Annotated in this window: 22 protein-coding genes; 2 read left to right on the top strand and 20 right to left on the bottom strand. The window is 61.9% G+C overall.

The annotated features are described in order from the left end of the window. Window positions 1-14: 14 nt before the first annotated feature. The 10 genes from yjfF to pcsA all read right to left on the bottom strand — a co-directional run bounded on the left by yjfF (window position 15) and on the right by pcsA (window position 11,186). Complete coding sequence (gene yjfF / locus CO670_RS04010) at window positions 15-983, bottom strand: galactofuranose ABC transporter, permease protein YjfF (protein WP_097589072.1); 969 nt, start codon at window positions 981-983, stop codon at window positions 15-17. Beyond that, window positions 980-1,993: an ABC transporter permease gene (locus CO670_RS04005; protein WP_097589071.1), complete on the bottom strand. Its 1,014-nt coding sequence runs from the start codon at window positions 1,991-1,993 to the stop codon at window positions 980-982. The genes yjfF and CO670_RS04005 overlap by 4 nt, the downstream gene beginning before the upstream one ends. Then, the gene (gene ytfR / locus CO670_RS04000; RefSeq protein ID WP_097589070.1) at window positions 1,990-3,513 is read right to left on the bottom strand and encodes a galactofuranose ABC transporter, ATP-binding protein YtfR; all 1,524 of its coding nucleotides are present in this window, start codon (window positions 3,511-3,513) and stop codon (window positions 1,990-1,992) included. Before ytfR ends, CO670_RS04005 begins: the two co-directional genes overlap by 4 nt. Window positions 3,514-3,633: 120 nt before the next feature. Further along, complete coding sequence (gene ytfQ, locus CO670_RS03995; RefSeq protein WP_097589069.1) at window positions 3,634-4,596, bottom strand: galactofuranose ABC transporter, galactofuranose-binding protein YtfQ; 963 nt, start codon at window positions 4,594-4,596, stop codon at window positions 3,634-3,636. Window positions 4,597-4,740: 144 nt separating this feature from the next. Continuing rightward, the gene (locus CO670_RS03990; protein WP_097589068.1) at window positions 4,741-5,817 is read right to left on the bottom strand and encodes a BMP family ABC transporter substrate-binding protein; all 1,077 of its coding nucleotides are present in this window, start codon (window positions 5,815-5,817) and stop codon (window positions 4,741-4,743) included. A gap of 49 nt (window positions 5,818-5,866) precedes the next feature. Further along, a complete protein-coding gene (locus tag CO670_RS03985) occupies window positions 5,867-6,787 on the bottom strand; it encodes an ABC transporter permease (protein ID WP_097589067.1) in 921 nt (306 codons plus the stop codon). Then, entirely contained in the window at window positions 6,784-7,869 is a 1,086-nt protein-coding gene (locus CO670_RS03980) for an ABC transporter permease (protein ID WP_097589066.1), read from the bottom strand. The genes CO670_RS03985 and CO670_RS03980 overlap by 4 nt, the downstream gene beginning before the upstream one ends. Then, window positions 7,859-9,427 (bottom strand): ABC transporter ATP-binding protein, encoded by a 1,569-nt coding sequence (locus tag CO670_RS03975; protein ID WP_097589065.1) that lies wholly within the window; start codon window positions 9,425-9,427, stop codon window positions 7,859-7,861. Before CO670_RS03975 ends, CO670_RS03980 begins: the two co-directional genes overlap by 11 nt. Before the next feature lie 39 nt (window positions 9,428-9,466). After that, window positions 9,467-10,447 carry a quinone oxidoreductase gene (locus CO670_RS03970; RefSeq protein ID WP_097589064.1) on the bottom strand — a complete coding sequence of 327 codons (981 nt, stop codon included), beginning with the start codon at window positions 10,445-10,447 and terminating at the stop codon, window positions 9,467-9,469. 10 nt (window positions 10,448-10,457) lie between these two features. Then, window positions 10,458-11,186, bottom strand: coding sequence for a phosphatidylcholine synthase (gene pcsA, locus CO670_RS03965; RefSeq protein WP_097589063.1), 729 nt, complete (start codon window positions 11,184-11,186; stop codon window positions 10,458-10,460). A 342-nt stretch (window positions 11,187-11,528) separates the two neighbouring features. Here pcsA and CO670_RS03960 point away from each other — a divergent pair, with 342 nt between their 5' ends. Then, the gene (locus CO670_RS03960; RefSeq protein WP_004673785.1) at window positions 11,529-12,341 is read left to right on the top strand and encodes a ferredoxin--NADP reductase; all 813 of its coding nucleotides are present in this window, start codon (window positions 11,529-11,531) and stop codon (window positions 12,339-12,341) included. Between the two features lie 50 nt (window positions 12,342-12,391). Here CO670_RS03960 and CO670_RS03955 read toward each other — a convergent pair whose 3' ends face one another. From CO670_RS03955 to CO670_RS03930, 6 genes are all read right to left on the bottom strand, one after another. After that, window positions 12,392-13,006, bottom strand: coding sequence for a GntR family transcriptional regulator (locus CO670_RS03955; protein ID WP_097589062.1), 615 nt, complete (start codon window positions 13,004-13,006; stop codon window positions 12,392-12,394). A 133-nt stretch (window positions 13,007-13,139) separates the two neighbouring features. Continuing rightward, window positions 13,140-14,342, bottom strand: a complete 1,203-nt coding sequence (locus CO670_RS03950; protein WP_097589061.1) for an ABC transporter permease — start codon at window positions 14,340-14,342, stop codon at window positions 13,140-13,142. After that, complete coding sequence (locus CO670_RS03945; RefSeq protein ID WP_097589060.1) at window positions 14,332-15,048, bottom strand: ABC transporter ATP-binding protein; 717 nt, start codon at window positions 15,046-15,048, stop codon at window positions 14,332-14,334. Before CO670_RS03945 ends, CO670_RS03950 begins: the two co-directional genes overlap by 11 nt. A 12-nt stretch (window positions 15,049-15,060) precedes the next feature. Further along, window positions 15,061-16,350, bottom strand: a complete 1,290-nt coding sequence (locus CO670_RS03940) for an efflux RND transporter periplasmic adaptor subunit (RefSeq protein WP_097589059.1) — start codon at window positions 16,348-16,350, stop codon at window positions 15,061-15,063. Between the two features lie 160 nt (window positions 16,351-16,510). Further along, the gene (locus CO670_RS03935; RefSeq protein WP_097589058.1) at window positions 16,511-16,885 is read right to left on the bottom strand and encodes a GFA family protein; all 375 of its coding nucleotides are present in this window, start codon (window positions 16,883-16,885) and stop codon (window positions 16,511-16,513) included. Between the two features lie 8 nt (window positions 16,886-16,893). Continuing rightward, complete coding sequence (locus tag CO670_RS03930; RefSeq protein WP_064838439.1) at window positions 16,894-17,103, bottom strand: hypothetical protein; 210 nt, start codon at window positions 17,101-17,103, stop codon at window positions 16,894-16,896. 363 nt (window positions 17,104-17,466) lie between these two features. Between CO670_RS03930 and CO670_RS03925 the strand changes: the two genes are divergently transcribed. Beyond that, window positions 17,467-17,646, top strand: a complete 180-nt coding sequence (locus tag CO670_RS03925; protein WP_097589057.1) for a hypothetical protein — start codon at window positions 17,467-17,469, stop codon at window positions 17,644-17,646. A 121-nt stretch (window positions 17,647-17,767) separates the two neighbouring features. Here CO670_RS03925 and CO670_RS03920 read toward each other — a convergent pair whose 3' ends face one another. The 4 genes from CO670_RS03920 to CO670_RS03905 are packed head-to-tail and all read right to left on the bottom strand — an operon-like array spanning window position 17,768 to window position 21,282. Further along, a complete protein-coding gene (locus CO670_RS03920; protein WP_097589056.1) occupies window positions 17,768-18,511 on the bottom strand; it encodes an ABC transporter ATP-binding protein in 744 nt (247 codons plus the stop codon). After that, entirely contained in the window at window positions 18,508-19,353 is an 846-nt protein-coding gene (locus tag CO670_RS03915) for an ABC transporter ATP-binding protein (protein ID WP_097589055.1), read from the bottom strand. The genes CO670_RS03920 and CO670_RS03915 overlap by 4 nt, the downstream gene beginning before the upstream one ends. A gap of 1 nt (window position 19,354) precedes the next feature. Then, window positions 19,355-20,257, bottom strand: coding sequence for an ABC transporter permease (locus tag CO670_RS03910; RefSeq protein WP_097589054.1), 903 nt, complete (start codon window positions 20,255-20,257; stop codon window positions 19,355-19,357). Then, complete coding sequence (locus CO670_RS03905) at window positions 20,254-21,282, bottom strand: ABC transporter permease (RefSeq protein WP_097589053.1); 1,029 nt, start codon at window positions 21,280-21,282, stop codon at window positions 20,254-20,256. Before CO670_RS03905 ends, CO670_RS03910 begins: the two co-directional genes overlap by 4 nt. Window positions 21,283-21,300: the final 18 nt, after the last annotated feature.

Genomic DNA, 21,300 nt, shown 5'->3' with positions numbered 1-21,300 from the left:
GCGACCCGCCTCCCCTAGGCATACCTCTTGTTCAGACTGGAAAGGAACAGGATGGCTTTCTGCATCAGGATGAATGCAAACAGCAGAAGGCCGATCAGAATCTTGGTCCACCAGCTCGACAGCGTACCGTCAAAGGTGATGTAGGTCTGAATAAGCCCCTGGATCAGGATACCGATCAAGGTTCCCGCCACAAATCCCGCTCCTCCCGTCAGCAGCGTCCCCCCAATGACGACCGCCGCGATAGCATCGAGTTCGACGCCAACTGCCGCAAGAGAGTATCCGGCAGAGGTGTACAGCGAAAAAACGATTCCGGATAGGCCCGCCAGAAAGCCCGACAGCGCATAGATCTGGATCGTCGTGCGGCCGACCGGCACGCCCATCAGCCGGGCCGTCTGTACGCCGCCGCCGAGCGCATAGACATTGGTTCCGAAGCGGGTGCGGTGGGCAATGAAGATGCCGGCCGCGAAAACCAGAAGCATGATGGCACCGATCAGCGTCAGCCGGCCGCCGCCGGGCAGACGGTAATAGAGGCTCGTCAGCGTGGAATAATATTCGTGATCGATCGGAATGCTGTCGATGGAGAGCACGAAGGCAATACCGCGCGCCAGGAACATGCCGGCAAGCGTGACGATAAAGGCCGGCATTTCGAGATAATGGATGATGGCCCCCATGACGGCGCCGAAGGCCGTGGTGATCACGAGGACGAGCGCGAAGGCCAGCAGCGGATGGATCGCGGTCTTCTGCAGGATGACCGCGAGGAACACGCCGGTGAAGGCGATGATCGAGCCGATCGACAGATCGATGCCGCCGGAAATGATGACGAAGGTCATGCCGACCGCGGCGATCCCGAGGAAGGCGTTGTCGGTCAGGAGATTGCCGATCACGCGCGTCGACAGCATGTTCGGATATTGCAGCGTGCAGCCGGCATAGGCGAGCACGAAGATGACGATCGTCGCAAGCAGCGGCAGGTATTTGGAGTTCATTTCGGCTGCTCCCTTCCGCCCTGCCGGCGGCTGGCGAAGATGGCGAGCGACTGCACCGCCGGCGACTGGATGAAGAGGATCACGATGATGATGACGGCCTTGATGATCAGGTTGAATTCCGGCGGGAAGCCGGAGGACAGGATGCCGGTATTCACCGCCTGGATGATCATCGCGCCGATCAGCGATCCAAGAATGCTGAACCGCCCGCCAAGCAGCGAGTTGCCGCCGACCACCACCGCCAGAATGGCGTCGAGTTCCAGCCAGAGGCCGGCATTGTTGGCATCGGCGCCCTTGATGTCGGCCGCGACGATGATGCCCGCGATCGAGGCGCAAAGCCCGCTCAGCATGTAGACGGCCATCAGCAGCACCGGCGTCTGAATGCCCGAAAGGGTGCTGGCGCGGCGGTTGATGCCGACTGCCTCGATCAGCATGCCGAGCGCCGTGCGGCGAACGAGCAAAATGACGAGCAGGCCGACGAGCAGCCAGATGACGACTGGCATCGGCAGGAGGGCCATGGAGCCGCTGCCGAAGAAGACCAGGCCGTCATCGTTGAAGGTCAGGATGGCGCCTTCGGTGATGAGCTGGGCGATGCCGCGGCCGGCGACCATCAGCACCAGCGTGGCGATGATCGGCTGGATATTGAGCACGGCCACCAGGAAACCGTTCCAGACGCCGCAGGCAAGCCCGATCGCAAGCGTTAGGATAACGGTGTAGGTGACTGAATTTCCTGACACAATCGACGAGGCGGCGACGGCGCCGCAAATGGCGATGACTGCGCCGACGGAGAGGTCGATGCCCTTGGTGGCGATCACCAGCGTCATGCCGATCGCCAACAGCGCCACCGGCGCGCCGCGGTTCAGCACGTCAATCAGGCTGCCATAGAGGCGCCCGTTTTGAACAACAACATTAAAAAACTGCGGCGACGTTATGAAATTCAACAGAAGAATGACAACGAGCGCGATCAATTGCGGCGCCAGGCGATAGGCCAGCGCGTTCCGGGAGGATTTCATGCGTCCTCCGTCTTGTGTTCGGCGGCGGCAATGGCATCGACGATACCGGCGGCCGTGATGCGCTCGCCGGTGAGTTCGGCGATATGCTGCCTGTCGCGAAGCACGATGACACGTGAACTATAGGCGACAAGCTCTTCAAGTTCCGATGAAATTACGATCAATGACATGCCTTCGGCGCAGAGCTGTTCGATGAGCCGGATGATCTCGGCATGGGCGCCGACATCGATACCGCGGGTCGGCTCGTCGAGGATGAGAAACTTCGGATTGGTCGCCAGCCAGCGGGCGAGGATCGCCTTCTGCTGATTGCCGCCGGAGAGCAGCCGGATCGGCTTTTCGCGGTCGGTGGTGCGGATATCGAGCGCCTTGATGTAGCGATCGGCCAGCGCATTCTGTTCGGCGCGCGAGAGCGGCCGCGTCCAGCCGCGGCGCGCCTGCAGCGCAAGCGCGATGTTTTCCCGGATCGACAGGTCGCCGACGATGCCGTCGGTCTTGCGATCCTCGGGGCAGAAGCCGAAGCCCTTTTCGATCGCGGCCCGCGGGCTGGAAAGCGTCGCCGGCTGGCCATCGATCGTGGCGCTGCCGCTGTCGGCATGTTCGATGCCAAAGAGCAATTCGGCGGTTTCGGTGCGGCCGGAGCCGAGCAGTCCGGCAATGCCGACCACCTCGCCTGCGCGCACATCAAGATCGAAGGGTTTGACCTTGCCGCGTTTGCCGTAGCCAGCGAAACGATATCTGATGTCGCCGGCCGCCAGGCTATGTTTCCTGACCGTCTCTTCGGTCTGCGCCAGTTCACGGCCGAGCATCATGGCAATCAGGCTCTGGCGCGGCAGATCGGCGGCATCGCGGGTGCCGACAAGCTTGCCGTTGCGCAGCACGGTGATGCGATCGCTGATCGCGTAAACCTGCTCGAGAAAATGGGTGATGAAGACAATGCCCAGGCCGCGCTTCTTCAAATCCTCGATGATGCGGAAAAGCAGCGCCACTTCCTGATTGTCGAGGCTAGCCGTCGGCTCGTCGAGGATCAGCACCTTGCCGGAGAGATCGACGGCGCGGGCGATGGCGACAACCTGCTGGACCGCAACGGAGAAACGGCTGAGCTCGGCGGTGACGTCGATATCGATGCCGTAGCCGGCGAGCAGCTCGCGCGCCTTGCGGTTCATCGCGCGCACGTCGGTCATGCCGAAACGCCTTGGCTGGCGCCCGAGAAAGAGATTTTCGGCAACGCTCAGATTGGAGAGGAGATTGACCTCCTGGTAGACGGTGCCAATGCCGAGCTTCTGGGCGGCGAGCGTATTGGCCGGATTGATCTCCTGGCCGTCCAGCATCAGGCTGCCTTCATCACGATGGTAGGCGCCAGTGATGCATTTGATCAGCGTCGACTTGCCGGCGCCATTCTCGCCGAGAAGCGCGTGCACCTCTCCCCTGCGAAGCGTGAAATCGACCTTATCCAGCGCCACCGCGCCGGGAAAAAATTTCGATATTCCGGAGGCCGCGAGAATATTCTCGAAATTGTGAACCATGAGGGTTGCTGTTTCCTGATATTGCGCCTTGCGCCTGTGCCAGGGCCGGATATGACGCCCGGCCCGACATCGGCAGTTCCGCACCGGTCCATGATGGGCCGGTGCGGTTCCAGGTTCAACTCAGTAGCCCTGGCTCTTCTTCTCTTCGTAGATCTTCATCGGCTCGTCGGCAGGCGTGTAGAGCTTGGATTCCGTCTGGATCCACTTCGCCGGAGCCTTCTTGTCCTTGAGATAGGCTTCGAGCGCATCGAAAGCCGGACCCGCCATGTTCGGCGTCAGTTCGACAGTCGCATTGGCTTCGCCTTCCGACATGGCCTTGAAGATATCGGGCACGGCGTCGATGGAGACGACGAGGATGTCCTTGCCGGGCTTCAGGCCGGCTTCCTTGATCGCCTGGATGGCGCCGACGGCCATGTCGTCGTTATGGGCGTAGAGAGCGCAGATATCCTTGCCGCCATTCTCGGCCTTCAGGAAGCTTTCCATGACTTCCTTGCCCTTGGTGCGGGTGAAGTCGCCGGTCTGGCTGCGAACGATCTTGAGGTTATCGTGGCCGGCGAGAGCTTCCTCGAAGCCCTTCTTGCGGGCGATGGCCGGCGAGGAACCGGTCGTGCCCTGCAGTTCGACGACGTTGCACTTCTTGTCGCCGACATTCTTCACCAGCCAGTCGCCGGCGACCTTGCCTTCGTGGACCAGATCGGAGGTGACCGCCGTCAGGTAGAGATCGTCGGGGGCCTTGATGGTACGGTCGAGAAGAATGACTGGAATATTGGCTTCCTTGGCTTCCTTCAGAACGTCGTCCCAGCCGGTTTCGACAACGGGAGCGACGAGGATGGCATCGACGCCCTGAGCGATGAAGGAACGCAGCGCCTTGATCTGATTTTCCTGCTTCTGCTGCGCATCGGCAAACTTCAGATCGATGCCGCGCTTTTCAGCCTGCTGCTTCGTCACGGTCGTTTCAGCCGCGCGCCAGCCCGATTCCGAGCCGATCTGCGAGAAGCCGACGGTGAGGCCGGCGGCCGAAGCCGAACCGAACATGCAGGCAGCCAGAATCGTGGCACTCAAAAGTGCAGTCTTCAATTTCATGATTTCCTCCCAATGCCGCATCTCGCGGCGCAGGGTCAAAAAATCATATAGTATTACTTTTGTAAATCAGAATCTTTGCATGCACCGCAGCAAAAAAGGGCGCCCCCAGAGGAGCGCCCTTCGCAACTGCGAATTGATTGCAGCTTATTGTGCCGGCAGCTTGTCGTCGACGCCTTCGACGTAGAAGTTCATGCCGAGAAGCGTGCCGTCATCGGCCTTCTCGCCGGCCTTCAGCCAGGGCGTGCCGTCCTGCTTGTTGATCGGACCGGTGAAGGGGTGCAACTCGCCCGACTTGATCTTGGCTTCGGTTTCCTCGGCAAGTTTCTTCACGTCATCGGGCATGTTCGTGTAGGGCGCCATCGTCAGAATGCCGTCCTTCAGTCCATCCCAGCTCTGTTCCGACTTCCAGGTGCCGTCGAGAAGCGCCTTCACGCGCTTGACGTAGTAATTGCCCCAGGTGTCGATGATCGCGGTGAGCTGTACGTTCGGACCAGCCTTGATCATGTCGGACGCCTGGCCGAAGGCCTTGATGCCGCGTTGCTCGGCAACCTGCATCGGAGCGGTCGTGTCCGTGTGCTGGGTGAGAATATCGACGCCCTGGTCGAGCAGCGCCTTGGCGGCATCGGCTTCCTTGCCCGGGTCGAACCAGGTATTGACCCAGATGACCTTCATCTTGAAGTTCGGGTTGACCGACTTGGCGCCCGTTTCAAAGGCGTTGATGCCCATCACCACTTCGGGGATCGGGAAGGAGGCGATATAGCCCGCCGTGCCGTTTTTCGACAGCTTGCCGGCGATGATGCCGCTGATGTAGCGGCCTTCATAGAAGCGCGAATTGTAGGTCGCGACATTGTCCGCTGCCTTGAATCCCGTCGCATGCTCGAACTTCACTTTCGGGAACTTCTTGGCGACGGCGACAGTCGCGTCCATGTAGCCGAAAGATGTGGTGAAGATCAGCGAGCAGCCGGAACGAGCCATGCGCTCGATCGCGCGCTCGGCATCCGGACCTTCCGGAACACTTTCGAGGTAAGGCGTTTCGACCTTGTCGCCGAATTCCTTCTCGACCTGGAGGCGGCCGTTTTCATGGGCCTGCGTCCAGCCGCCATCGGTGCGGGTGCCGACATAGACGAAGCAGACCTTGGTCTTGTCGGCAGCCTCGGCAGCCGAGCCGATGCTCAGGAAGAGGGCAGCTGTCGCTGCGAGAGCAAGTGCAAGTTTTTTCATATTGATCCCTGTTGGTTGGAAGTTCGAAACCCGTCTTTTTTGTTGTTGCTCACCGGTCAGGCACGAAGGCCTTGCCAAGCGAGGCCGGCGTATTGATCAACGTCGTGCGCCGATTATGCGAGATGATGATGAGGACCACAACTGTCGCCGCATAGGGCAGCATCGACAGGAACTGCGACGGAATGCCGATGCCGAAGGCCTGCGCGTGCAGTTGCAGTATCGTCACCGCCCCGAAGAGGTAACCGCCGGCCAGGAGACGCCAAGGCCGCCAGGAGGAAAAGACGACAAGCGCCAGCGCGATCCAGCCCCGCCCGGCCGACATATTCTCGGTCCATTGCGGCGTGTAGATCAGCGACAGCTGTGCCCCTGCAAGGCCTGCGCACGCACCGCCGAACATCACGGCGAGATAGCGCGTACGGATGACGTTGATGCCGAGCGCATGCGCAGAGGCGTGGTTGTCGCCGATGGCGCGTATCTTGAGGCCGGTACGGCTCCTGAAGAGGAACCAGTTGACAGCGATAACGAGCAGGATCGACAGGTAGAAGATCAGATCCTGCTTGAAGAGAACCGTTCCGACATAGGGAATGGCCGAGAGCACCGGGATTTCGATCGGCAGAAGCCGGATGCCGGGCGCGCCGACGAAGGATTCGCCGAGCATGCCGGACGCGCCCAGACCCAGGATCGTCAGGGCAAGGCCTGTCGCCACCTGATTGGTGACGAGCGTCAGCGTCAGGAAGGCAAATAGCAGCGAAAACAGCGCGCCGCTGACGATGCCGCCGACAATGCCGACATAGGCCGATCCGCTCAGCTGGGCTGCGGCAAAGGCGCCGACGGCGCCCATGATCATCATGCCTTCGACACCGAGGTTCAGAACGCCGGAGCGCTCCGTCACGAGTTCGCCGAGGGCTGCGATGACGAGCGGCGTCGAGGCTGTGATGACAGTCAGGAGAATGGCTTCGAAGATGCTCATGCCGCGCCGCCCCTGACCCGCGACCAGACAATGCGGATTTTGTAATAGATCAGCGTATCGCAGGAGAGCACGAAAAACAGCAGCAGCCCCTGGAAAACGCGGGTGACCTTATCGGAAATGCCGATCGAAAGCTGTGCGGCCTCGCCGCCGAGATAGGTCAGCGCCAGCACCAGTCCCGATGCGATGATCCCGAGCGGATTGAGACGGCCGAGGAAGGCGACGATAATGGCGGTGAAACCGTAGCCGGGCGAAATCGCCGGCTGCAGATGGCCGATCGAGCCGGAGACTTCGGCTATTCCGGCAAGCCCGGCAAGAGCGCCCGAGAAAAGGAAGCTGAACCAAATCATCTTCTTCGAGGAGAAGCCGGCGAAGCGCCCCGCCCGCTCCGACTGGCCGAGCACGACGATCTCGAAGCCCTTCAGCGTATAACGCAGCATGAACCAGACGCCGATCGCCGCGACGATGGCGAAGATGAAGGCCCAATGAGCGCGGCCCGATTCCTCCCAGATCGCCGGCAGCACCGCTTCAGGCGCGAAATCGCGCGAGACCGGGAAGTTGAACCCTTTCGGATCGCGCCAGGCGCCGCGAACCAGCCAATCGAGGAAGAGCTGGGCAATATAGACCAGCATCAGCGACGTCAGGATCTCGTTGGTGTTGAAATGCGCCTTCAAGAGCGCCGGAATGGCGGCAAACAGCGCGCCGCCGACAGCACCCATGATCAGCATCAGCGGCAGCACCAGCGGCGAATGCCAGTCGTAGAAGACGATCGGCAGATAGGAGCCGGTGATGGCGCCGATGGTGAACTGGCCTTCGGCGCCGATATTCCAGTTGTTCGAGCGATAGCAGACGGCGAGGCCGACGGCGATCAGGATCAGCGGTGCCGCCTTGATCGCCAGCTCGTGCAGCGACCAGACCTCGAGCAGCGGCTCGATGAAGAAGGCGCTCAGCGCCTCGACCGGATCCTTGCCGAGCAAGGCGAACATGATGGCGCCGAAGGCGAGCGTCAGGACAAGGGCCAGCAGCGGCGAGACGAAGCCGAAGAGCTTCGAGACGTCGGGGCGTTTTTCAAGTTCAATGCGCATGGGCTGCCTCCGAGGCAGAACTGCTCTCATGCAGGCCGCCCATCAGCAGGCCGATTTTTTCGCGCGTCAGTTCGCCCGCAGGGAACGGCCTGGAAAGGCGGCCTTCGGAGATGACGGCGATATCGGTCGCAACTTCGAAGATCTCGTCGAGATCCTGGCTGATGACGACGACGGCCGAGCCGCTTCTGGCGAGATCGACCAGAGCCTGGCGGATGCGGCTTGCCGCTCCGGCATCCACGCCCCAGGTCGGCTGGTTGACGACCAGCACCGCCGGCTGGCGGTCGAGCTCGCGGCCGACGATGAATTTCTGCAGATTGCCGCCGGAGAGCGAGCCGGCCGCCGGATCATCGCCGCTCTTGCGGACATCCATCGCTTCCGAAATGCGCCTGGCGGCAGATTTCACCGCACCGTGGCGGATAATGCCGAGCAGGCCGAGAAACGCCTTGCGATCAGACTGGCTGCGGGCAAGTACGAGATTGTCAGACAGTTTCATGGCCGAGACGGCGGCATGGCCGTGGCGCTCCTCCGGCACGAAACCGGCGCCGAGAAGACGGCGGGCGGTAATTCCCTGATTGCCGACCGGCTTCCTGCGGATGACAATCGCCTCGGCCGACGCGACCGGATATTCGCCGGAGAGAGCATCGAAGAGTTCGCTCTGCCCGTTGCCGGCCACGCCGGCAATGGCGAGAATTTCGCCTGAGCGTACGGCCATGGAGACATCGCGCAGCGGCATGGCGAAAGGCGTGCGAGCGGCGACGGAAAGGTTGGCGACGGCAAGCTGCACCTCGCCCTTGTCGCTGCGCTCCGGATGCGTAACGGCGGCCACCTCGCTGCCGACCATCATGCGGGCGAGCGAGGCGGGCGTCTCCTGCTTCGGATCACAGGCGCCGGTCACGCGGCCGTGGCGCAGCACGGTCGCCCGGTCACAGATGCGCTGCACCTCTTCCAGGCGATGGCTGATATAAAGAACCGAACGCCCCTCCGCCCGCAGCTTGAAGAGGGTTTCGAACAGCTTGTCGGCCTCCTGCGGCGTCAGCACCGAGGTCGGCTCGTCAAGGATGATGAGCTTCGGGTTCTGCAGAAGGGCGCGCACGATCTCGATGCGCTGGCGCTCGCCGACCGAGAGATCGGCGACATGGGCATGCGGATCGAGCGGCAGGCCGTAAGCAACCGACAGCGCCCTCGCCTCTTCGGCGATCCTGTCGATCGGGATGGAGTCATCAAGCGACAGCGCGATGTTTTCGGCGACCGTCAGCGCCTCAAACAGGGAGAAATGCTGAAAGACCATCCCGATGCCGAGCTTGCGGGCCTCGCCGGGCGAGGTGATCGAGACCGGCCGGCCCTGCCAGAGAATTTGCCCGTCCGTGGCCTCCAGGACGCCGAACAGCATCTTCACCAGCGTCGATTTGCCTGCGCCGTTTTCGCCGAGAAGCGCGTGAATTTCGCCCGGCGCGATATCGAGATCGATTTGATTGCAGGCGGCAAAGCCGCCGAAGAACTTGGTCAGCTTCTGGACCGATAACAACGCACCGGAATCCGGCACATTCAATGGCGACACGTTCCCCTCATTTCTTCTGCCAACCGGTCCGTTCGGATCTCATGGAATCAGCAGCGTCGTTCCTGTTGTTTTTCTTGTTTCCAGATCCGCGTGAGCCCGCCCAACCTCACGCAGCGGATAGGTTTGATTGACATTGATACGCACTTTGTTGCTTTGCACAACATCAAATAGCGCTTTCGCACTGTCGATCAGTTCCTGGCGCGCGGCGATATAGGTGAAGAGCGTCGGGCGCGTCGCAAAGAGCGAACCTTTCTGTGCCAGCGCGGACAGGGTGAAATTCTCGATCGGCCCGGAGGATTGGCCGAAAGAGGCGAAAAGCCCGCGCGGTTTCAGGCAGTCGAGCGACTGTGGAAAAGTATCGCGGCCGATTGAATCATAGACCACATCGACGCCCTTGCCGCCGGTGATCTCCCGGACGCGCGCAACGAAATCTTCGCTCTTGTAGTTGATCACGTGATCGTAGCCATGGACGAGCGCCAGCCCGACCTTGTCTTCGGAGCCCGCCGTGCCGATGACGGTGGCGCCGAGCGCCTTTGCCCACTGGCCGGCGATCAGCCCGACGCCGCCGGCCGCCGCATGGAACAAGAGCACCGTCTCGGGGCCGACCCTGAAGGTGCGGTTGAGCAGATATTCTGCGGTCATGCCCTTCAGCATCATCGCGGCCGCCGTTTGAAGCTCTATGCCATCGGGCACATGCACCAGATGGCGCGCCTCGATATTGCGCTCGACACTATAGGCGCCATCGGCGCTGGCATAGGCGACACGGTCGCCGACCTTGAAATCCGCAACCCCGGGACCGACCGCGGTCACGGTGCCGGCTCCTTCCTTGCCGGTGACGAAGGGCAGGTGCGGCACCTTGTAGGTGCCGTTGCGGAAATAGACGTCGATGAAATTGAGGCCGATCGCCGCCTGGCGGATCTGCACCTCGCCTGCCGAGGGCGGCGGGAGATCGACTTCGACATAGTCGAAAACCTCCGGACCGCCTGTCCTAGAGAATGAAACCGCCTGTGTTTTGGTCATCTTGCCTGTCCTAAGCGTTGCGTCCGAGGGCGGGGAAGAATTGCAGCACCGCGCCGATGACGTAAAGATAGATTCCGGTCACGATGAAGAGAATGAGAGCCCATTCCGGCGTTTCGAAATGCATCAGCAGCGAATAGACGCCAAGCGCCGACCACAGGAGAAAAATACCGAGATTGAGCGGCCGCAGCCTCTTGACGCGGACCGGATGCAGGAAATTGATCGGCAGGAAGGTCAGCACCACCGAAACGGTCACGACGATGAGCGCCGTCGTCGCGCTGGCATCGATGACGAACAGCGTGAAGACGATCATGTTCCAGACGACGGGAAAGCCGGAGAAGAAATACTCCTCCGTCTTCATGCCCATATCGGCATAATAAATGGCGCTGGAGACGACGATCATGCCGGCGGCGACAAAGGACCATGGCTCGCCGATCATGCCGCTCTGATAGAGCGCAAAGGCCGGCAGCAGCACATAGGTGACGTAATCGATAATATTGTCGAGCGTATCGCCGGACCAGTTCGGCAGCACTTCCTTGACGCGCACCTTGCGGGCGATCGGCCCGTCAATGCCGTCGACGAGAAGCGCAAGGCCGAGCCACCAGAACATGTCGATGAAGCGATGCTCGGCGGCGGCCACAACGCCGAGAAAGGCGAGGAAGGAACCCGATGCCGTCAGGATATGGACGGAAAAGGCGCGCATCTCCGCGTAAGGAACACGCTTGTAATTGAAAATCTTCATATTCCCCCGACCGCTTTATCGCGCTCGCCCCGGCAAGCGTCTTTCGCCACGATCACCCGACCCCGTCTCTGAATCGGGCTCAATGTCGTAGGTCTTTGTTGTCGCACCGTTTTTTCCGAAAACCGGCATCCGGCCCCGGCGCGCCGCTCTAATATGCATCCTTTGCCGGGCTTCGCCAGCGGGAAATGTGACATTCGCCACAGGCCATTGAATCCTGACAATGACATGCATATTTCCCTTCAGGAGGGCTGCGTGGAATGGAATGCCTTTAATTCCGGCCGGATATGTAATATCTGCCTCGCATCCGATCAGTTCATCGACGAAACGGGATCCTCTACCGCAATGAACGCGCCTGCAAAGACCGAAGACTTCGCCTCGTCCATCCCTGCCGGCGTCTACGCCGAGACGGTGCTTGCCGTGACGCATTATACCGACCGGCTCTTCCGTTTCACCATGACCCGGCCGCAGGGCTTCCGTTTCCGTTCGGGCGAATTCGCGATGATCGGCCTGATGGTCGAGGGCAAGCCGGTCTTCCGTGCCTATTCGATCGCCAGCCCCGCCTGGGCCGAAGAGCTCGAATTCTTCTCGATCAAGGTGCCGGACGGCCCCCTAACCTCGCATCTGCAGGCGATCAAGCCGGGCGACCAGGTACTGATGCGCAAGAAGCCGACGGGCACGCTGGTGCTCGACGCGCTGACCCCCGGCCGCCGCCTCTACATGTTCTCGACGGGAACGGGCGTTGCGCCTTTCGCCAGCCTGATCCGCGATCCCGAGACCTATGAGAAGTTCGAGGAAGTCATCCTCACGCATACGACGCGCGATGTCGCCGAATTGAAATACGGCTTCGACCTCGTGCACGAGATCCAGAACGACGAACTGCTGAAGGAAGTGGTCGGCGACAAGCTGCGCCATTATGCGACCGTCACGCGCGAGGATTTCGAATATCGCGGCCGCATCACCGACCTGATTTCCTCGGGCAAGCTGTTTACCGATCTCGGCGTGCCGCCGCTCGACCCGGCGATCGACCGCGGCATGATCTGCGGCTCGTCGGCCATGCTGAAGGACACCAAGGAACTGCTGGAGCAGGCCGGCCTCAACGAAGGCGCCAACAGCAAGCCCGCCGAATTCGTCATCGAGCGCGCTTTCGTCGGCTGAGATCTTTCCGACGATCAGATCTGACAGCGGCTCCGGAAACGGGGCCGTTTCTATTTGTGGGCGAGATAATCGATCAGCACCGCCATGGCGGCGCGCGCCTCATCCGCCCTGCCCTGATGAATGGCGCGGATGACGGTGACATGCAGCGCGATGGCGCGGTCCATGCGTTCCGGGCTTGCGGTGGAATACCAGAGGCGGCGCGAATGCGTCTGTACCGGGCCGAGCGCCGCCATGATGAAGCCGTTCGGACAGGCATCTTCCAAGAGTTCGTCGAAGGCCTTGTCGGCGGCGAAGAAGCCGGCGAGATCGCCGGTCAGCGCGCAATCATCCATCGCCCGGGCGCAATCAATGAGACGCGCACGCTGTTCGTCCGTCGCATGTTCGGCAGCAAGGCTTGCGGCGATCGGCTCCAGTTCGCGGCGCACCTGCATGACATTGGCATGATCCTCCGGCGCGATCTCGGCAATCTGCAGCCCGACACGCGGCTTCACCAGGATCAACTCCTGCCAGGCCAGCTTCTGGATTGCCTCACGCACCGGCGTGCGCCCATGACCGGCCATATCGATCAGCTGCTTTTCGGTGACGAGCGCTCCGGGTTTCAGCGCCAGCGTGACGATCAGATGCTCTAGCGCCAGATAGGCGAGATGGCTCTGTGAAGTCTGCATGCCCGAAATCCGCCCGAAACTGATATATCACATACTGACACGCCCGAAAACTCAAGGCAAGCCATGGCTATATCGTCAAGGAGACAAACAGATAACGTGGATACGGAGCCTCGCTGAAAATCGGCCGCTTATCTCACTCATGCCGTAGCGCCTCGATCGGGTTGAGCTGGGCGGCCCGTCTTGCGGGGAAATAGCCGAAGATCATGCCGATTGCGGCGGAGAAGAGGAAGGCGACGGCGATCATCATCGGGCTGAAGACGAAGGGGACTTTCAGGAGCGTTACGGCCCCGAAGCCGAGGGTCAGGCCCAATACGATCCCGGTGATGCCGCCGAAGAGCGATAGGGCCACGGCTTCGACCAGGAACTGCGTGAGCACCTGGTTTTCGAGCGCGCCGATCGCCAGCCGGATGCCGATCTCGCGGGTGCGCTCGGTAACGGAGACCAGCATGATGTTCATGATGCCGATGCCGCCGACAAGCAGGCTGATGGCGGCGACCGCGCCGAGCAGGCCGGTCAAGAGCGTCGTCGTGCCGGTCATCGCCTCGGCGATCTGAGTCATGTCGTTGACGTTGAAATCGTCCTGGCGGCCGGGAATGATCTTGCGGCGTTCGCGCAGAAGATTTTCGACGTCGGATTGCACTTTGGCTGTGGAGACACCGTCGCGCGCGGAAATGACGATGGTCGGCACGTTGGAGCTGCCGCTGATGCGCCGCTGGAAAACTTTCACCGGCATAATCACGACATCATCCTGATCATTACCCATGCCGGACTGGCCGCGCTTGGCAAGCACACCGATGACGGGGCATGAGACCTTGCCGACGCGGATCTGCTGGCCGATCGGATCGGCTCCGCCGAAGAGCTGCTCGCGCACCGTCCCGCCGATGATGCAACGCGATTGGCCGCGTTCCTCGGCAGGCGTGAAATTGCGCCCGACCGTCAGGCTCCAGTCCTGGGCCACGAGATATTCGTTGGTCGTGCCGTAGACCGTGGTGGAATGGTTTTGACCGCCGAAGATGACCGTCGCCGTCGACTGGTTGGCGGGCGCGACCGCCCGCAGGCCGGAAACCTGATCGCGGATCGCCGCCACGTCCTTGAGCGAGAAGCGCCGCGCCTCGGAACTCGCGCGGCCGGGGCCGAACTGGCCGGGGCGCACGAACAGCATGTTGGTGCCGAGCCGCGACAGCTCGGTCGAGACCTGCGCGGTCGTGCCGTTGCCGATCGTCACCAGCGCGATGACCGCGGCAACGCCGATGACGACGCCGAGCACTGTCAGGAAGGAGCGCAGCAAGTTGCGGCTGATGGCGCGCAGCGCGAGCTTCAGCGTCTCAAAGAACATGATCCGCCCTCCTCCGGTGCTCGAGCTCAGTCTCCAGCTTGCCGTCGACGAAACGCAGCAGCCGTTGGGCATAGGCGGCAATATCGGGCTCGTGCGTGACCATGACGATGGTGATGCCCTGCTCGCGGTTTAGCCGCGTCATCAGATCCATGATCTCGACGCTGGTTTTCGTGTCGAGGTTGCCCGTCGGCTCGTCGGCGAGCAGCAGCGCCGGCTCGGTGACGATGGCGCGAGCGATGGCGACGCGCTGCTGCTGGCCGCCTGACAGTTCCTGCGTCTTGTGATGTTCGCGGCCGGAGAGGCCGACCAGCGCCAGGGCTTCCCGCGCCCGCTCCCGCCGCTCGCGCACCGCCATGCCGCGATAGATCAGCGGCAGTTCGACATTTTCGACCGCCGATGTGCGCGACAGCAGGTTGAAGCCCTGGAAGACGAAACCCAGCATGTGGCGGCGCAGGAGCGTCAGCTGGCTGCGGTCGAAACCGCTGGTCGGGATGCCCTGGAAGATGTAATCGCCGCCGCTCGGCACGTCGAGACAGCCGAGGATGTTCATCGCCGTCGACTTGCCGGAGCCTGATGGCCCCATGATCGCGACGAATTCATGGGCGTCGATCGCAAGGTCGACACGGTCGAGCGCGCGGATCGCCGCCTCGCCCTCGCCGTAGATTTTCGAGACCTGCCTGAATTCGATGAGCGGCGGGCTTGCCATCCGTGTCTCCGCCTAGTTCGTCCGCACCGTGGCGTCGGTCACCAGCGCGTCGTTTTCCTTGAGTTCGCCGGAGACGACCTGGGTGAACTGGCCATCGGACGAACCGGCCTGGATGACGACGGGCGCGGGGCGGCCGTTGCGCAGCACCCAGACGCGGCGCTCGGCGCCCGTCAGCGCCGGACCGGCATTGCGGCGCTGGCGCGGCGGACCGAAGAGGCCGAAAATGCCGCGGCCGCGCATTTCGGTCTGCTGCGGAGCATAACGCAGCGCGCTGTTCGGCACCATCAGCGTATTCTTGATGGCCTCGACGGTGATATCGGCCGTCGCCGTCATGCCGGGGCGCAGCAGCAGATCGGCATTGTCGACGGAGAGTACCGCCTTGTAGGTCACGACATTGTTGACCACTTCGGAAGCAAAGCGGATCTGCTCGATCTCGGCGGGAAAGGCCCGGTCGGGATAGGCGTCCACGGTAAACTTCGCCTTCTGGCCGACCGCGATCTGGCCGACATCGGCCTCGTCGACATCGACCTGCAGCTCCATCTTCTTCAGGTCGCCGGCGATGGTGAAGAGGACCGGCGCCGAAAGCGAGGCAGCGACCGTGGCGCCCGGATTAACGGAGCGGGTCAGGATCACGCCGTCGATGGGCGAGACGATCTTCGCCTTGGCGAGATTGACCTCGGCAAGCTGCAGATCTGCTTCCGAGGCCAGGACCTCGGCTTCGTTGATCTGTTTGGCGGCAACGGCGGAATCATATTTGTAGGTGGCGTCGTCGAGGCTCTGCTGGGTGGAGACATTGCTCCGGACAAGGCTCTTCAGCCGCTCGAGCGAGGTGCTGGCCGATTCCAGATCGGCATTCGCCTTGGCGACGTTTGCCTTGGCCGAATTGACCTTGGCACGTGAGCTCTTCACATCCGCCTCAAGCTTGTTGGTGTCGAGCAGCGCCAGCACATCGCCTGCCTTGATCGAGCTGTTGTAATCGACGTTGACGTCGCGGACCGTACCGGAAAGTTCGCTCGATATATCCACCTGCTCGGTCGGCTGCACCGAGCCGGTGGCGGTGACGAGCACCGTCAGGTCGCCACGTTTAGCCGGCTGGGTGGCATAGCTCATTTCGCTGCGCCCGCGGCCCATATAGGCATAGGCTGCGATTGCAGCGGCGGCGATGACGACGAGGAGGATAAACAGGCGCCCGCGCCAGCGGCGGCGTTTGCCTTGCTTTCCCGACGCGGCAAGAACCGCTGCGAGGTCGGGCGTTGCGCCAGCCTTTGCTCCGGTTTCGTTGCCGCTTATAATTTTGTTCATGTCGTCCTCGATCAGTCAGGGCCGTCTCGGCCTCAGCAGCGAAATAATCACACTGCAGATGAACCGACGATTAGCGTTGCCGCCGAACTGGCACGGAATTGCGGATGGGGGAAATGAAATATTGGTAAGAAAAGTCAAGTTTCGGTAGGACAAGCACCCGTCAGTCCGAATCCTGGTCAAATTGACCCGCGCCGGGCAAAGGGTGCAGCCATGGTTCGCGCCGTTTGATCCAGATCTCATGATCGGGCGCTAGGTCGGTCGGCGGACTGTCGAGCGATCCCAGGCGGATTTCAGCCGCCGCTTCCTGGAGACAAAATAGCCTGCTGCTGCAGACGGGACAGAAGCTGCGGCCGGAGAAGGTGGCGATCTCGCCGCTGTAAGAGAATGCCTGGCGCGGCCAGACGGCAAAGAAGACGAAGGCGGAGCCGCTCGATTTGCGGCAATCGGCGCAATGGCAGAGACCAACGCGAAGCGGCTCGCCTTCCACCGTGTAGGCGACCGCTCCGCAAAGGCAGCGTCCGGTTCGGATCCTCATCGAAACCGTCAGGCGTCCAGACTGGTCGGCAGGCCGGGCGGGCGCCGCTTTGCGGCCATCAACAGGTCGAGCTCGGTGGCGGATGGGCCGAACTTTTCGTAGAGCCGCTTCGCCTCCTTGTCGTCGAGCCGGTATTTTCTCGCAAACTCGCCGATGCTGTAGGGGCGGCCACGCAAAACTCTTCGCGCCGGGGTCGCCGTGTTCGGTGCGTCGGTCATGGTTTTCCTCCTTTCGTAGGTGCCCTGTAAGCTAGAGCACCCTGTCCATTTGGAAAGAGCCCGCAGGCCGCAGGGCGGGTCGCAGCGCGAGCGGATGAGGTTGATTTTCCTGGAACCTTCGGCTGAAAACCGCATTCCCACATGGAGGTGGCGGACCGCGCCAAGCGGACGCGGCGGAGCTGGAGAATATCGGGATTTTTCCGCTTTCTTCCGATGGCCAACGAATGGGCAGACGAGCTCCCTACCCGCCCGGTCCGCTTCCTCGATCACGAAATATTAAAATGCGGAACGCATGCACTGACGCGGGATTAGGCCTAGCGAGGTCGACGTGGCCTCAAATTGAAGAAACCAAGGAGAAACCAAATGGCAAACCAAGGTGGAACCCACGAACAGCACGTCAAAGCCGGGCAGCAGAGCCACAAGAACGACTCCAAAACCCGCAGCGCCTCAGGCGGCCGCGACGCGCAGTCCAGCGGATCCCGCGGCGGCAGCCATGAGCAGCATGTAAAGGCTGGTCAACAAAGCCACAAGAACAGCCACTAACGCTGTCTGATGTGAAATTTCGCCCGCGCTTCGGCGCGGGCTTTCTTTTGGTTGCCTCAGACAGGCGTGGTCCTTGCTCGCCACAGAATACGACACCCGCTGAAAAACTCCGGCGCCGCCCTTAAGCTTCCATAAAGCTCGCCTCGAACAGCTCGCGCGCATAGGCATGATGCGTGGTGCCGGCCTGCAGATCCGCCTTGGTGAGTTCGTCGACGAAACCGCCGTTCTTCATAATCAACACCCGGTCGCACATATGAGCGATGACCGCGAGATCGTGGCTGACGAGCAGATAGGTCAGCCGCTTTTCTTCGCGCTGATCGGCAAGCAAGTTGAGGATTTCGGCCTGGATCGAGACATCGAGCGCCGATGTCGGCTCGTCCAGCAGCAGGATCGGCGGCGACAGGATCAGGGCTCGGGCAATCGCCACCCGCTGCCGCTGGCCGCCGGAAAGCTCATGCGGAAAGCGGCTCGCAAAACTCGCCGGCAAGCCCACCTGGACCAATGCCTTTTCGACCTTGGACCAGATATCGGAATGCCGCATGGCGCGCAGCGGCTCGGCGAGCGCGGTGCCGATGCGATGGCGAGGATGCAAGGACCCGTAGGGATCTTGAAACACCATCTGGGCGAGCGTCAGTTCCTCGCGGGAGCGCTTCTTCCCGATCGGTTTTCCGCCGAGTTCGATCTCGCCTGTCCAGCCGGCCTCCATGCCGGCAAGGCAGCGCAGCACCGTCGATTTGCCGCAGCCGGATTCTCCGACGATGCCGAGCGTCTCGCCGGGCTTGACCTGAAAATTGATGCCCCTGACGACATGGTTGCTGTTCTTGCCCTGGGAAAAGACGACATCGAGGTCACGGACATTGATCATTGTGCCGCCTCCAGATCGAGTTTCGTCCTGTCGAGAACCGCAAGCCGGCGGACAGGGTTCTTCGGGTCGGGCAGCGCCGATATCAGCCCGCGCGTATAGGGATGGCGAGCATCTTCCAGGCTGGTCAGGGTTTCGACGATCCGGCCGGCATACATGACGATGATGCGCTCGCAGAAGGCCGCGACCATGCGAATGTCGTGGCTGATCAGAAGCAGACCCGAATTGTTTTCGCGCACCAGTTCGTCGAGCAGCAGCAGCACGTCCTTTCGCACGCTGACATCGAGAGCCGAGGTCGGCTCGTCGGCGATGACGAGCTTCGGCCGCGCCAAGAGCATCATCGCGATCATCACGCGTTGGCCCATGCCGCCGGATATCTGGTGGGGATAAAGCGCCATGACCCGGTCCGGATCGCTGATGCGCACGCGCTCCAGCATAGCGCGGACAGCATCCTGCACCGGCTTGCCGCGCAGGCCGAGGTGAAGGCGCGCGGCTTCCGCGATCTGCTTGCCGATGGAGAGAACCGGATTCAGCGAATAGCGCGGGTCCTGCATGATCAGCGCGATATCCTTGCCGCGAAGCGCGCCCATCTGACGCTCGCTTTTCGAGAGAAGCGAACTGCCGGCAAGATCCAGACGCTCGGCAGAGACTACGGCTGCCGGCGGCAGAAGACGCATGATGGCGCGGCCGGTCGTCGACTTGCCGGAGCCGGATTCTCCGACGATGCCGACACGTTCGCGCCCCACATCGAAACTGACGTTGGAAACGGCCGGCACCGCGCCCCGCCCGAAACGGACGCTCAATTCCTTGACCGAAAGAACGGGCTGGAGATCACGATCTTGCATTTCACGACCTTGCATGGCGGGGATCCAGAATGTCGCGCAGAGCATCTCCGGCGATGTTGAAGGCAAGGCTCGTCAGCAGGATGGCGATACCCGGCATGACGGCGACCCACCAGTAATCGAGCATGAACTTGCGGCCGTTGGAGATCATCGCGCCCCATTCCGGCGCGGGCGGCTGGGCGCCGAGGCCGAGGAAGCCGAGCGAGGCTGCCGTCAGGATAATGCCTGCCATGTTGAGCGTCAGGCGAACGATCACCGACGGAATGCACATGGGGGCAATATAGAGAAGAAGAATGCGCATCGGTGACGCGCCGTAAAGGCGGGCGGCGACCACATAATCGGCGTTTCTGACGACGAGCGCCTCTGCCCGGGCAAGTCTTGCGATCGGCGGCCATGCGGTGAGCGAGATCGCGATGATCGCCGTGCCCAATCCCGCGCCGAGGGCGGCGGCAAAGGCGAGCGCCAGGATCAGCGACGGGAAAGATAGCACGATATCGGTGGCGCGCATCAAAAAGGCATCGGTATTGCCGCCGAAGAAACCGGCGACGACGCCGATCAGCAGCCCGATCGGCCCGACGATCAGTGAGACCGCAAGCACGGTCTGGATGGTGATGCGCGTGCCGAAGATGAGGCGGCTGAGGATGTCCCGACCGAACTCGTCCGTACCCGCCGGATGAGCGAGGCTCGGAGGCTGCAGGGCGTCGCCAAGCGCCTGAATGGTCGGATCATAGGGCGCCAGAAGCGGCGCGAAGATCGCGACCACGCAGAGGATGCCGAGGACGATGAAGCCGGCAAGACCGAGCGGCTCGTCGGCCAGTTTCCGGCCGGCGCGCGCAAAAGAGGCTGCAACGCGGCTCGGCACGCTCGGAGGACGGATCCTGATTTCGCTGTGAACGGCATCGCTCATCGGGCAGCCTCCCGCATGCGCGGATCAAGCACGGCGTAGGCGACGTCGGCCAGGAAATTCAGGAACATGAAGATGAATCCCACGATGATGGTGGCTGCGACGATGGCGTTCATATCGCCGATCATCAGCGCGTTGGTCATATACTGGCCGATGCCCGGCCAGGAGAAGACGATCTCGGTCACGACGGCGCCCTCGAGCAGCCCGCCATAGGAAATGGCAAGAATGGTGATCAGCTGCACTGCGATATTGGGCAGGACGTGGCGCAGAATCGTTCCGGTCGGGCTGACGCCCTTGGCGCGGGCGGCGATCACATAGTCCTGGCTCAACTGCTCCAGCGTGAAGCTGCGGGTCATGCGGGTGATATAGGCCATCGCGGCGTAAGCGAGGATGATGGCCGGCAGGATGATGTGGCCGAGCGCGTTCCAGAAGATTTCCGTCTCGCCCTGCAGCAGGCTGTCAATCAGCAGCAGCCCGGTCTGCGGGGTGACGAGGCCTTCATAGAAGACATCGACCCTGCCCGGTCCGCCGACCCAGTTGAGCCCGGCATAAAAAATGACGAGTCCGACGATGCCGAACCAGAAGACCGGTATCGAATGGCCAACCAAGGCGACAACCCGGGCGATCTTATCGATCAGGCTGTCGCGAAACAGCGCCGCGACCAGGCCAAGCGGTACACCGACGAAGGTGGAAATGATCACCGCCAGCGTTGCAAGTTCGAATGTGGCGGGGAAGGCCTGCGCGAGGTCCGAAGAGACGGGATTGCCGGTGAGCACAGCCGTGCCGAAATCACCATGGGCGAGCCCGTTCAGATAGAGGAAGAACTGCTGATAGATTGGCAGATCGAGCCCCAGGCGCGTCCGCATCGCGGCATAGGCGGCGGGATCGGCGAGTTCGCCGACGATCGCGCCGACGGGATCCGTGGGCAGGACGCGGCCGATCACGAAGGTCACACATAAGAGGATGAACAGGCTGACCAGCAAATGCGCCAGGCGTCGGCCAAATTCGGCTACAGAGAGTTCCTTCATGATCGGCTGCCTCGGGAG

It is taken from the genome of Rhizobium sp. J15 (assembly GCF_002531825.1).
Classification (GTDB): Bacteria; Pseudomonadota; Alphaproteobacteria; order Rhizobiales; family Rhizobiaceae; genus Rhizobium.
This window is presented reverse-complemented; position numbering and strand designations above follow the sequence as displayed.

What these genes read in the sequence shown, in the direction of transcription:
- yjfF (WP_097589072.1), bottom strand. Translation starts at nt 983, where the DNA reads ATGAACTCCAAATACCTGCCGCTGCTTGCGACGATCGTCATCTTCGTG.
- CO670_RS04005 (WP_097589071.1), bottom strand. Translation starts at nt 1,993, where the DNA reads ATGAAATCCTCCCGGAACGCGCTGGCCTATCGCCTGGCGCCGCAATTG.
- ytfQ (WP_097589069.1), bottom strand. Translation starts at nt 4,596, where the DNA reads ATGAAATTGAAGACTGCACTTTTGAGTGCCACGATTCTGGCTGCCTGC.
- CO670_RS03905 (WP_097589053.1), bottom strand. Translation starts at nt 21,282, where the DNA reads ATGAAGGAACTCTCTGTAGCCGAATTTGGCCGACGCCTGGCGCATTTG.
- CO670_RS03935 (WP_097589058.1), bottom strand. Translation starts at nt 16,885, where the DNA reads ATGAGGATCCGAACCGGACGCTGCCTTTGCGGAGCGGTCGCCTACACG.
- pcsA (WP_097589063.1), bottom strand. Translation starts at nt 11,186, where the DNA reads ATGAAGATTTTCAATTACAAGCGTGTTCCTTACGCGGAGATGCGCGCC.
- CO670_RS03940 (WP_097589059.1), bottom strand. Translation starts at nt 16,350, where the DNA reads ATGAACAAAATTATAAGCGGCAACGAAACCGGAGCAAAGGCTGGCGCA.
- CO670_RS03910 (WP_097589054.1), bottom strand. Translation starts at nt 20,257, where the DNA reads ATGAGCGATGCCGTTCACAGCGAAATCAGGATCCGTCCTCCGAGCGTG.
- CO670_RS03930 (WP_064838439.1), bottom strand. Translation starts at nt 17,103, where the DNA reads ATGACCGACGCACCGAACACGGCGACCCCGGCGCGAAGAGTTTTGCGT.
- CO670_RS03990 (WP_097589068.1), bottom strand. Translation starts at nt 5,817, where the DNA reads ATGAAAAAACTTGCACTTGCTCTCGCAGCGACAGCTGCCCTCTTCCTG.
- CO670_RS03985 (WP_097589067.1), bottom strand. Translation starts at nt 6,787, where the DNA reads ATGAGCATCTTCGAAGCCATTCTCCTGACTGTCATCACAGCCTCGACG.
- CO670_RS03925 (WP_097589057.1), top strand. Translation starts at nt 17,467, where the DNA reads ATGGCAAACCAAGGTGGAACCCACGAACAGCACGTCAAAGCCGGGCAG.
- CO670_RS03950 (WP_097589061.1), bottom strand. Translation starts at nt 14,342, where the DNA reads ATGTTCTTTGAGACGCTGAAGCTCGCGCTGCGCGCCATCAGCCGCAAC.
- CO670_RS03980 (WP_097589066.1), bottom strand. Translation starts at nt 7,869, where the DNA reads ATGCGCATTGAACTTGAAAAACGCCCCGACGTCTCGAAGCTCTTCGGC.
- CO670_RS03955 (WP_097589062.1), bottom strand. Translation starts at nt 13,006, where the DNA reads ATGCAGACTTCACAGAGCCATCTCGCCTATCTGGCGCTAGAGCATCTG.
- CO670_RS03970 (WP_097589064.1), bottom strand. Translation starts at nt 10,447, where the DNA reads ATGACCAAAACACAGGCGGTTTCATTCTCTAGGACAGGCGGTCCGGAG.
- CO670_RS03945 (WP_097589060.1), bottom strand. Translation starts at nt 15,048, where the DNA reads ATGGCAAGCCCGCCGCTCATCGAATTCAGGCAGGTCTCGAAAATCTAC.
- CO670_RS03915 (WP_097589055.1), bottom strand. Translation starts at nt 19,353, where the DNA reads ATGCAAGATCGTGATCTCCAGCCCGTTCTTTCGGTCAAGGAATTGAGC.
- ytfR (WP_097589070.1), bottom strand. Translation starts at nt 3,513, where the DNA reads ATGGTTCACAATTTCGAGAATATTCTCGCGGCCTCCGGAATATCGAAA.
- CO670_RS03960 (WP_004673785.1), top strand. Translation starts at nt 11,529, where the DNA reads ATGAACGCGCCTGCAAAGACCGAAGACTTCGCCTCGTCCATCCCTGCC.
- CO670_RS03920 (WP_097589056.1), bottom strand. Translation starts at nt 18,511, where the DNA reads ATGATCAATGTCCGTGACCTCGATGTCGTCTTTTCCCAGGGCAAGAAC.